At 66.0% G+C, this 11,084-nt stretch carries 10 protein-coding genes; 9 read left to right on the top strand and 1 reads right to left on the bottom strand.

From position 1 onward, the window contains the following. Positions 1–190: 190 nt before the first annotated feature. The 9 genes from FEF15_RS18555 (at position 191) to FEF15_RS18515 (ending at position 10,120) form a co-directional block, all read left to right on the top strand. Complete coding sequence (locus FEF15_RS18555) at positions 191–1,330, top strand: hypothetical protein (protein ID WP_163560854.1); 1,140 nt, start codon at positions 191–193, stop codon at positions 1,328–1,330. Between the two features lie 120 nt (positions 1,331–1,450). Further along, entirely contained in the window at positions 1,451–2,689 is a 1,239-nt protein-coding gene (locus FEF15_RS18550) for a CARDB domain-containing protein (RefSeq protein ID WP_163560852.1), read from the top strand. A gap of 226 nt (positions 2,690–2,915) precedes the next feature. Continuing rightward, positions 2,916–3,512: an ANTAR domain-containing protein gene (locus FEF15_RS18545; RefSeq protein ID WP_163560850.1), complete on the top strand. Its 597-nt coding sequence runs from the start codon at positions 2,916–2,918 to the stop codon at positions 3,510–3,512. Further along, positions 3,512–4,555, top strand: coding sequence for a CmpA/NrtA family ABC transporter substrate-binding protein (locus FEF15_RS18540; protein WP_163560848.1), 1,044 nt, complete (start codon positions 3,512–3,514; stop codon positions 4,553–4,555). The genes FEF15_RS18545 and FEF15_RS18540 overlap by 1 nt, the downstream gene beginning before the upstream one ends. Positions 4,556–4,790: 235 nt before the next feature. Beyond that, positions 4,791–6,107, top strand: a complete 1,317-nt coding sequence (locus FEF15_RS18535) for an FAD-dependent oxidoreductase (protein ID WP_163560846.1) — start codon at positions 4,791–4,793, stop codon at positions 6,105–6,107. Continuing rightward, positions 6,104–8,614 carry a nitrite reductase large subunit NirB gene (gene nirB / locus FEF15_RS18530; RefSeq protein ID WP_163560844.1) on the top strand — a complete coding sequence of 837 codons (2,511 nt, stop codon included), beginning with the start codon at positions 6,104–6,106 and terminating at the stop codon, positions 8,612–8,614. Before FEF15_RS18535 ends, nirB begins: the two co-directional genes overlap by 4 nt. A 76-nt stretch (positions 8,615–8,690) precedes the next feature. Then, complete coding sequence (gene nirD / locus FEF15_RS18525) at positions 8,691–9,089, top strand: nitrite reductase small subunit NirD (RefSeq protein ID WP_163560842.1); 399 nt, start codon at positions 8,691–8,693, stop codon at positions 9,087–9,089. A 201-nt stretch (positions 9,090–9,290) separates the two neighbouring features. After that, positions 9,291–9,626 carry a type II toxin-antitoxin system PrlF family antitoxin gene (locus FEF15_RS18520; RefSeq protein WP_163560840.1) on the top strand — a complete coding sequence of 112 codons (336 nt, stop codon included), beginning with the start codon at positions 9,291–9,293 and terminating at the stop codon, positions 9,624–9,626. Further along, on the top strand, positions 9,623–10,120 hold the full coding sequence (locus FEF15_RS18515; RefSeq protein ID WP_163560838.1) for a type II toxin-antitoxin system YhaV family toxin: 498 nt from the start codon (positions 9,623–9,625) through the stop codon (positions 10,118–10,120). The genes FEF15_RS18520 and FEF15_RS18515 overlap by 4 nt, the downstream gene beginning before the upstream one ends. Before the next feature lie 466 nt (positions 10,121–10,586). Here FEF15_RS18515 and FEF15_RS18505 read toward each other — a convergent pair whose 3' ends face one another. Next, positions 10,587–10,805 carry a hypothetical protein gene (locus FEF15_RS18505; protein WP_163560836.1) on the bottom strand — a complete coding sequence of 73 codons (219 nt, stop codon included), beginning with the start codon at positions 10,803–10,805 and terminating at the stop codon, positions 10,587–10,589. Positions 10,806–11,084 lie beyond the last annotated feature (279 nt).

Below are 11,084 nucleotides of genomic sequence, written 5' to 3'. Positions count from 1 at the left end.
ATACAGCCCCAACGTATCGGCCAGCGCCGCCTGCTGTTCGGCGCTGGTGACCTGGAGGGTAAGGGTGTCCGAGCGAATGATGGCCATCAACTAACTATATGTTTATCCAGTTTCACCAGCAAGGCTATCGCCTTGCACCGCCTTGACTGTCGATTCATTCCAAAATCGAATCGCAGAATGCGGCGGGATTTTGTTCAAGTCCACCGACGGCGGACAGACCTTCGGGCCGGCGACCGAGGTCGTCAGCAGCATCGGTGGCGCCGGTAACCATGACAAGGAGATGATCGCCACGGGCATTCTCACCGACAAGGTCTACATGGCTTGGTTCGACAACGGCCAGATCCGCTTTGCCGGCTCGGATGATGGCGGCGCCAGCTTTGCGGCCCCGGCCGCCGACGACGGCGTCATCGTCAACGACGTCGGCAGCGGGCAGGGGGCGGTGGTCGCCACCCGCTTGGTCCCCGGCGCCGCCGACACCCCCGCCAGCGAACACGTCTATGTCGCTTGGCGGCAGAGGCTCAATGATACCGATGGCCGAATCCTTTTCGACCGCTCCACCGACAACGGCGCCTCCTTCGGCGACGACGTGGTGGTCGAGGGTAACCTCACCCTCTTTCCGGAGCTCACCATTGACGCGGGCACCGGACCGCGGAATTTTCCGGGTATCGTCGGCGAACATGGCGAGGCACTGGGCAACGACAGCAATGCCTTCCGGGTGAACAGCTTCCCGGCCATGGACGTCTGCAACGACCCGGCGAGCGATCACTTCGGCAATATCTACATCGTCTTCGCCGACAACCGCTTCGGCGACGGCGACGTCTTCCTGAAGTGGTCGGAGGACGGCGGCGAGACCTGGCCGGGCGCCACCCAGACGACCCGGGTCAACAACGATGCCATCGGCAACGGCATCGACCAGTTCTTTCCCTGGATCGACGTGGATGAGGGCTGCAAGATCAACGTCGCCTTCTACGACCGCCGCGACGACGCCCCCGAGCACCTGCGCTTCCACCTCTACCTGGCCCACTCCACCGATGGCGGCGACTCCTTCGACCAAAACTTCAGGCTCTCGACGGCCCCCTCGACCAATGCCCAGTTCCAGGGCGGCTTCATCGGCGACTACCTGCAGATCGCCGCTACCACCGCCGACAGCGCGACCTTCCACCACCAGGTCGACCGGGCAGCGGTGCTGTGGATGAACACCCGGGAAGGCGCCCAGGACATCTATGCCGCCACGGCCCTGCAGACCGGCGGCGGAACCTGGCTCAACGTGGACGTCGACCTGGACTTCGTCTCCCCCGGCGACGTCAGCGACGCCTTCGACGCCATCTAGCACGGCGACGCCAACCCCTTCCAGGATCATGACATCACCTATGACGCCGGCACCGACAAGACGACGCTCGCCTTCATCGATCCCCAGCCTGGGCCGCTGGCGCCCGGCGACCTGGCCCATGTGGGCTTCCTGCTGCAGGCAAACGTCCCGACGATAGACACCTTCTGGACCGGCTCGGGCAATATCGGCGCGATCCCCTTGACCACGGTGGACTTCACCTACGACCCCGACGACCGGGTCGTCACCACCCTGCTATGCAATGACCGAACGGACGGTGCGTCGCTGGCCATCGCCCAGCCGTCCTACGCGGTACTGCCGCTGCCGGTGGAGCTGGAGGCGCTCAACGCCGACGACCTGCCGGGGGCGCTCGCCGCCCAGGGCGAGAGCCTGGCGCTCCTGCCGGCCAGTGCAACGCCGCTGGCCGGAGGCGACTGCTACAGTGCCGATATTCCCGACACTGTGGCTCCCTTCGAGGCGGTGGTGGTGAGCGCCAACCTCGCCTTCCCGAGCGGTCGCGGTCGCGCGGCACTCTTCGCCCAGAAGATCGCCAAGGACGCCCGCGAGGTCGACGGCCCACCCCGGGATCGCTTCCACTACCTAGCCAAGCTGGTCTGCGGCACCCAATCGGACACCACCGACCTGCGCCTCGCCCGGGGGCACTACGCCACCACCCTCAATGCGTTCAACCTCGACGACCGTCCGGCACGGCTCGACAAGACCCTGTCGCTGGCCCCGGGACAACAACAGCCCGGCCGACGCCTGGCCCTGGGCCGCGACGTCCTCCCTCCGGGCCATGCCCTGGCCACCGAGTGCGACGACATCCGCCGGCGAGTCTTCGACGGCACCCTCCCCGCCCCGATCATCGACGGCTACGTGGCGATCGTCAGCGACCGGCGGCTCGAGGTGACCGGCGTCTACAGCACGGCGACGCTGAATGCCGAAGGCACCGCAGAGGATCACAGCGCCATCCATATCGAGCGCGCCACCGAGCGTCGCCTCGACACGCCCGATCCCGACGGCCCGCGTGCCGACCTGGTGATCGACGAGCAGGTGCCGGTCGATGCCATCTGCGGCCCGCGTCGCTGTCGGGTCAGCCTGGTCTTCACGGTGCGCAACATCGGCGCGGCCGCCGCCGGCCCCTTCGAGGTCGAGATCGTCCGCGGCGACAACGATGCCTCGCTGGAGACCGTGGCGGTGCCCGGGGGTCTGGCTCCGTCGGCCTCGATCACCAAGCCGATCACCCTGGGCTATGTGCTGGTGCCGAGGGACGACCGTGAGGTCTGCGTGCGTGCCGATGCCCCTATCGGCGTGGTGGACGAGAGCAACGAAAACAACAACCAACGCTGCCTCGACTTCTGAACGCCCCCGCCGACGCCGAGCCTTAGCCCGCTCATGCCGCAGTGCACCATGGCATCGCTCCCCGCTGCCGCGGTGCACCATCGAAGAGCATCACCGGGGCATGGCACGGCGTCCCCCACCCCGCGCCAAGGCCCTTTCCGACGACGGTTCCAGCGTTCCGACGACACATTGGAATATTCCTTGCAAGGCTTGAGGAAAATGCCTCTGGATAGCGCGAGCCAACGCCATGCCCCCACCCCTGAAGATCCTGCTAGTCGATGACGAAGTGGTGCGCGCCGCCATGGTCGAGGAGGCCCTGACCCACGAGGGCCACGAGGTGATCTGCCACCTGACGAGCCCCGCCAGCCTCAACGAGCGGGTCGCCCACCATGAGCCCGACGTGGTGATCATCGACATGGAGTCCCCCGACCGCGACACCCTCGACAGCATGGCGCTGCTCAACCGCGAGAACCCGCGCCCGGTGGTCTTCTTCGCCGACCAGCACGACCCCGACACCATGCAGGCGGCGCTCAAGTCAGGCGTCAGCGCCTATGTGGTCGACGGCCTGGTACCGGGGCGCGTCAAGGCGATCATCGAAGTGGCCATCGCCCGCTTCGACGCCTTCCAGTCGATGCGCCAGGAGCTCGACCGCGCGCGCAACCAGCTCGCCGAGCGCAAGCGCATCGAGCGCGCCAAGGGGCTCTTGATGAAGCACCAGGACTGCGACGAGGAGCATGCCTACCGCATGCTGCGCAAGCTCGCCATGGACCGCGGCCAGCGCATGGGCGAGGTGGCCGACAGCGTCATCGACATTCTGGAACGCCTCGACAAGGGAGCCTTGTAATGGGAACCACCGACACCCGCACCGTTTCGCCGCCCGAGCTCGAGCGCCTCACCCTGGGCTTCATTCCTCTGCTCGACGCCGTGCTGCTGGTCGTCGCCCGGGAGCAGGGCTGCTTCGCCGCCCAGGGCCTGGACGTCACCCTGTCGCGGGAGAACGCCTGGTCGACCCTGCGCGACAAGGTCGCCGCCGGCGTGCTCGATGGTGCCCACATGCTGGCACCGATGCCGCTGGCCATGAGCCTGGGCCTGGGCCGGGCGCCCTGCGACACCCTGGCGCCCGCCACCCTCAGCCACAACGGCAATACCCTCGTGCTCGCCAACGGCCTCTGCGAACAGAGCGGCGCCACCCTCGACGCAGCGCCAACCGGCAGCGCCCGCGCACTCGGGGTCTGGCTCGGCCAGGCCGGCACTCGCCGCCCGCGCCTGGCCATGGTCTATCCCTACTCCTGCCAGCACTTCCTGCTGCGCGACTGGCTGGCACTGGGCGGCATCGACCCCGACCGCGACGTGGACCTAGTGGCCCTGCCGCCCCCTCGCATGGTGGCCGCCCTGGGCGCCGGCCAGATCGACGGCTTCTGCGTCGGCGAGCCCTGGGGGAGCCTGGCCGACCACGAGGGGATCGGGCGCATCGTCGCCAGCGGTGCCCAGCTGTGGCCCGATCACCCCGAGAAGGTGCTGGGCGTGACCCGCTCCTGGGCGAAGCGCTACCCGGCCACCCTCGCCGCCTTGCTGCGCGCCCTGCAGGCCGCCAACGACTGGCTGGCCTCCAGCGACGACCACCGTCGCCAGGCCCGCGACTGGCTCGCCCTGCCCCCCTACCTGGATCGCTCGGTGAACCATCTCGCCGGTCTGCCGACGCACGAGGCGGCGCCCGTCCACCAGCGGCTGTTCGGCGACAACCTGCTGCGCCCCGATCTCGCCGCCCTGGGGCGGGTCGTCGAGCCGCTGCAGGCTCAGCTACGCGACACTGGCCGCCCCCTGCCGCCCCAGGCCCTGCGCGAGTGTTACGACCCCGTGCATCTCGATGCCGCCCTGCACCAGTGAGGGGCAACGGCCGCCGCCCACGGCGGCGGCAGGGCCAACGACGCCAAGCACAACTTACTGATAAAGAAACAAAAACCGACATTTCCCGGGAACCTGGCCGGATTCTTGATTGATAACGGGTAATCCGGCGATCAACGGCGATCGCCACCGATTCGACAAAGACGTCTCAGCGCGCCCACTGCCGGGCAGCGCCGAGACGTCTTTTGTTTTGGCGAGGCATCGGAGGTGCCAGACCATGCACCCAACTCATCCCGCTTCTCGCGAGCACCTGGTGATCGTCGGCAACGGCATGGCCGGCCACCGGCTGGTCGAAGCGCTGCTCAAGCAGCCACGCCGCCCGGCCCGAATCACCGTGCTCGGCGACGAACCGCAACCGGCCTACAACCGCATCCTGCTCTCGCCCTGGCTGGCCGGCGAGATGGCGCGCGAGGCGCTCACCCTGCGCGACGCCGCCTGGTACGCCGACCAGGGCATCGAGCTGGTGCTCGGCGAGCGGGTCGCGACGATCGACCGCGCGTCGCGCCGGCTGACCACCGATGCCGGTCGCACCCTCGGCTACGACCGCCTGGTGCTGGCCACCGGCTCGCGCCCAGCCATGCCAGCGGTGCCCGGCCTCGAGCTTTCTGGCGTCCACGGCTTTCGTGACCTCGACGACGCCGCGGCCCTGGCGCGTGCCGCCGAACGCGGCGGCCGCGCCGTGGTGGTCGGCGGCGGCCTGCTCGGCCTGGAAGCCGCCGAGGGGCTGCGCAAACGCGGACCGCGCCAGGGCAGCATGGCGGTGAGCGTGCTGCAGCGTTCGGCACGCCTCATGAACCGCCAGCTCGACGCCACCGCCGCCGACCTGCTGGCCGCCGAGCTCGGCGGTCGGGGCCTGACGATCCACACCGGCGTGCAGCTGGCATCGATCGAGGGCGACGGCCAGGGCCGGGTGACCGGCGTGCAGCTCGCCGACGACCGGTGCCTGCCCGCCGACTGCGTGGTCATCGCCGCCGGCATCGCCCCCAACGTGGCGCTTGCCCGCGAGGCCGGGCTAGCGGTGGATCGCGCCGTCGTGGTCGACGAGTTCCTGACCACTTCCGACCCGCGGATCCACGCCCTGGGCGAGTGCTGCGAGTTCCAGGGCACCACCTACGGACTGGTGGAGCCGATCTGGCGCCAGGTGGAGGTGCTGGCCGCCACCCTGTGCGGTGACGACGTCGCCGGTTATCGCGAGCAGCCCAGCGCCACCCAGCTCAAGATCAGCGGCATCTCGCTCTACGCCTTCGGCCCCACCGAGGCCGACCCCGATCACGAGGTGCTCGCCTACCACGACCCCGAGCAGGGCGACTACCGCAGTCTGCTGCTGCGCGACGGCCGACTCGAGGGCGCCGTTCTCTATGGTGACACCGCCATGGGCCCCTGGCTCTTCGCCCAGGCCCAGGCCGGGCGGGACCTCGCCGCCTGTCGCCAGGCGCTGCTGCTGGGCGCGGCCGATGCCGATGCCCTGCTCGACGCCCACGACTCTGACACCGATTCCGACAACCCGGACCGCCCCGTCAAGGAGGCCGCATGAACACGCCCAAGCAACACCTGATCATCATCGGTAACGGCATGGTCGGCCATCACCTGGTCGAGCAGCTGGTCGAGCGCGGCGCCAACGAGCGCTACGCCATCACCGTGTTCGGCGAAGAGCGCCACCTGGCCTACGACCGGGTGCATCTCTCCGAATACTTCAGCGGCCGCGACGCCGACTCGCTGGCCCTTTCCACCGCCGACTACTACGCCGAGCACGGCATCGAGCTGCGCCTGCACGAGGCGGTCACCGCCCTCGACCGCGACGCCGGCGAGGTGGTCACGCCCCAGGGCCGCTACCCCTACGACCGCCTGGTGCTGGCCACCGGCTCCTACCCCTTCGTGCCGCCGATTCCCGGCAACGACCGCGAGGGCTGCCTGGTCTACCGCACCCTGGACGACCTCGACGCCATCCGCGACGCCGCCGAGACGGCGAGCACCGGCGTGGTGGTGGGCGGCGGCCTGCTCGGCCTGGAGGCCGCCAACGCCCTGCGCGGGCTGAACCTCGATACCGCCGTGGTGGAGTTCGCGCCGCGCCTGATGCCCATGCAGGTCGACAGCGAAGGCGGCGAGCTGCTGCGCGAGAAGATCGAGGCGCTGGGGGTGCAGGTGCTCACCGACCGCGCCACCCAGCGCATCGAGGACGGCATCGATGCCGCCCACCGCATGGTCTTCCAGGACGACAAGGTGCTCGAGGCCGATCTCATCGTCTTCTCCGCCGGCATCCGCCCGCGCGACGAACTGGCCCGCGACAGCGCCCTGGAGAGGGGCGAACGCGGCGGGGTGGTGATCGACGATCGCTGCCTGACCAGCGATCCGGCCATTCTTGCCGTGGGCGAAGTGGCGCTGTGGCAGGGCAGCATCTTCGGCCTGGTCGCCCCCGGCTACCAGATGGCCAAGGTGGCCGCCGACACCCTGCTCGGCGGCGAGGGCGAGAGCTTCCGCGGCGCCGACATGTCGACCAAGCTCAAGCTGCTCGGCGTCGACGTGGGCGCCATCGGCGACGCCCACGGCGACCGCACGCCCGGGGCGCGGATGTTCCGCTACCTCGACCAGATCAAGCAGGAGTACCGCAAGCTGGTGGTCTCCAGCGACGGCAAGAAGCTGCTCGGCGCCATGCTGGTGGGCGACAACGCCGCCTACGACACCCTGATGCAGTACTACGGCAACGGCCTGGAACTGCCCGAGGACCCGGCCTCGCTGATCCTGCCCACCAGCGAAGGGGCGCCGACCCTGGGCGCCGACGCCCTGCCCGAGACGGCCACCATCTGCTCCTGCCACAACGTCACCAAGGGCGATATCTGTGCCAGCATCGATGGCGGGGCCGTGGATCTGGGCGCGGTCAAGGGCGAGACCAAGGCCAGCACCGGCTGCGGCGGCTGCGCGGCGCTGCTCAAGAGCGTGGTCGACCACGAGCTCGAGGCTCGCGGCGTGGAGGTCGACCAGTCGATCTGCGAGCACTTCGCCCATACCCGCCAGGAGCTCTACGACATCGTGCGCGTGGAGGGCATCAAGACCTTCAGCGAACTGATCGACAAGCACGGCAACCCCGAGACCCACAAGCTCGGCTGCGACATCTGCAAGCCAGCGGTGGCCTCGATCCTCGCCTCCTTCTTCAACGAGCCGATCACCGACGCCGCCCACATCCCGCTGCAGGACACCAACGACACCTTCATGGCCAACATGCAGAAGAACGGCACCTACTCGGTGGTCCCGCGGGTGCCCGGCGGCGAGATCACCCCCGACAAGCTGGTGGTGCTCGGTCAGGTCGCCGAGAAGTACGGCCTCTACACCAAGGTCACCGGCGGCCAGCGCATCGACCTCTTCGGCGCCCGCCTGGAGGACCTGCCCGACATCTGGAGCGAGCTGCTCGACGCCGGCTTCGAGACCGGCCACGCCTATGCCAAGTCGCTGCGCACGGTGAAGTCCTGCGTGGGCAGCACCTGGTGCCGCTACGGCGTACAGGACAGCGTGGGCATGGCGATCAAGCTCGAGAACCGCTACAAGGGCCTGCGCTCACCGCACAAGCTCAAGTTCGCCGTTTCCGGCTGCACTCGCGAGTGCGCCGAGGCGCAGAGCAAGGACATCGGCGTGATCGCCACCGAGCACGGCTGGAACCTCTATGTCTGCGGCAACGGCGGCATGCGCCCGCGCCACGCCGAGCTCTTCGCTACCGACCTCAGCGACGACGCGCTGATCAAGACCATCGACCGCTTCCTGATGTTCTACGTGCGCACTGCCGACCGCCTGCAGCGCACCTCGGTGTGGCGCGAGAACCTCGAGGGCGGCCTCGACTACCTCAAGGAAGTGATCCTCGAGGATAGCCTGGGGATCGGTGACGAGCTCGAAACGCAGATGCAGCACGTGATCGACAACTACGAGTGCGAGTGGTCGAACGCCCTCTCCGACCCCGAGAAGCTCAAGCGCTTCCGCAGCTTCGTCAACGACAGCCGCCCGGACCCGGACATCATCGTGACCGAGGAGCGCGGCCAACTGCGGCCTGCATGAGGAGCATGGCGGCGCCGAGCGCCGCCCGTTTCTCCCACGCGCCGATTTCCCGATAACGAATCTGGAGCCTGACAAAATGAGCACAGCAACCGCAGCCAAAACCATGACCCGAACCTGGCAACCCCTCTGCACCCGCGCCGACCTGGTGCCCTACTCCGGCGTCGCCGCCTGGGTGGAAACCGCCGAGGGCCCGGCCCAGGTGGCGATCTTCTACATTCCAGCCGACCCGAACACGCCGGCACTGCCCGACCACGCGACCGAACTCTACGCCCTCGACCACCACGACCCCTTCTCCGTCGCCAACGTCATCGCCCGCGGCATCGTCGGCGACGTGAAAGGCGCGCCGGTGGTCGCCTCGCCGATCTACAAGCAGCACTTTCGCCTCGCCGACGGCCAGTGCCTTGAGGACGAGAGCGTGAAACTGCGCACCTGGTCGGTGAGCTTCAAGGGTGACGAGGTGTGGATCGAGGCGTGAGGGGGAGAAGCCTCCAGTGCTGAATGGGCTTTGACTAATAAAACTTCGTTTTCTTTACAGATGGTCGCATATTGGGAGCCACACCAGAATAGGGTGTCGCGCCGGAGACCTATTGATTGCTTTCCCTGCCATTGACGAGGCAATGCGATTGCATTACCTTAAATGCATTACTGTTGCATTGCCATTGAGCGGAGGCCAATCATGAACACGGCCATTGAGGATGACTCCACCCTGACGGATCGCTACCAGACGACCGTTCCGGCATCGGTTCGTCGTGCGCTGAAGCTGAAGCGCCGCGATCGGATTCACTACATGATTCGCCCCGATGGGGAAGTGGTCCTCACTCGCGCCCGCGATGAGTCCAGCCAAGACCCCGTGATGGCCAGCTTCCTGGCCTTCCTGGAGCGCGATCTGCAGGAGCACCCGGAAAACATTCGTCCTGTCACTGCCAGCACCTTTGCCGAGGCCGAACGCCTGACGGCAGGCATTGAGGTAGACCTCGATGAGGAACTGCCAGAGGACGACGACGACACATGAGTCCTCTGGAGATAAACGGATGGACGATCTACGCACATCCGCTATTCCTGGAGCAGGTCGATGCGCTCACCAGTAAGGTGAAGCGACTCCAGGAAAAGGATCCACTCGGATATCGCAGCAAACCGGCCACCAAGCGTCTGGCGGCGATTGTGAAGCTGGCCAAGAACGACATTCCACAGGACCCGGCAGGCCCTCAGTATCGCCAAGGAAACACCCTCGGGGCTGAGCACACCCATTGGTGCCGGGCAAAGTTCTACCAGCAGTACCGGCTGTTCTTTCGCTACGACCTTGCGAGCAAAATCCTCATCTACGCCTGGGTCAACGACGAATTCACCAAGCGCGCCTATGACAGCAAACAGGACGCTTACGCTGTCTTCCGCAAGATGCTCAAGAACGGTAACCCACCGGATATCTGGAATGACTTGTGGAGAGCGGCCATCAGTGATGGCGAACGCATCAAAGCGCTTCTGGGAGCAGAGGATGATGAGCCTTAATTTCGACATGCTGGGGACGGCACCTCGTTATCCGTCCCCCAATTAGCCGGCCACGTCGTCAGCGGTCGCGTGCAAGCCGGTTACCGGGTAGTCTTCCCAAGCTCTTAGCGTGTCCTGCCTGAAGATCTCTCGCCTTCCCTCACGCTGACCCGGCCGCCATGGCTGTCGATGCTCAGGCATCATAGAAAACAATCCTACCTTTTCTGTACATAGAAAGATTTACGCGGTTTCTTTACGGAAAATCAGCCCCATAGGGCGCCCGGGATGACAGGGCGCCGAGTGTAAAGAAAACGACCATATCATGTCCGCCAGCCAGCTAACGGCCAGGATCTAAAGATCTCCTATAGCTAATATAATGACAGAAAAAATCGTCTCTCTGCGCGCCAGGGCAAGACGTTCTGCTAGGCACAGCAAACACTGAACGGTCTTGCAGAACCGAGAGCATGCATAAAGGTTAGAGTAGCTATCAATTTAGCTTTCTTGTGACCGTGCAGTGGCACACATCGCCGTCGATACTATCAATGCGAACAACAACTGGCCTATCCTCAGCCGGGTCTTCGGTAAACAGGAGCCAGCTATTGGAATCGAGCCCCCGGACATATTCCCTGCCCACCTCAGGCTCCTTCACCTGATCCGTACCAATCTTTGTGGTCATGCCAACCTCAAGACGTCTTATATCTTGCATGGACTTCTCCTATGTCAAAGAAAACAGAATACCACCTGCCAAGGCTGGCTTGGCGCGTCGTCGTGCTGCTACCAAACCTGGAAACCAGCGCGGTGAAGGAATCCAGCAGCAAACGCCTTGTATGATACAGTGTATGGTAATCGGCTATATTTTTCCGCGAAGCCGCTTGAATACTCACCTGTTCGATTCCCTTCAGCCGCTCCAGTGGCCATTTAACCTTACCTGATTACTCATGTTGACCAGCCATCACGCGAGCCTGGGGCTATACTGGAATCACAC

This window comes from Halomonas sp. NO4 (genome assembly GCF_010994375.1).
GTDB lineage: Bacteria > Pseudomonadota > Gammaproteobacteria > Pseudomonadales > Halomonadaceae > Halomonas.
Note: the sequence above shows the minus strand (reverse complement) of the source record. Positions and strands in the feature narration are given on the sequence as shown.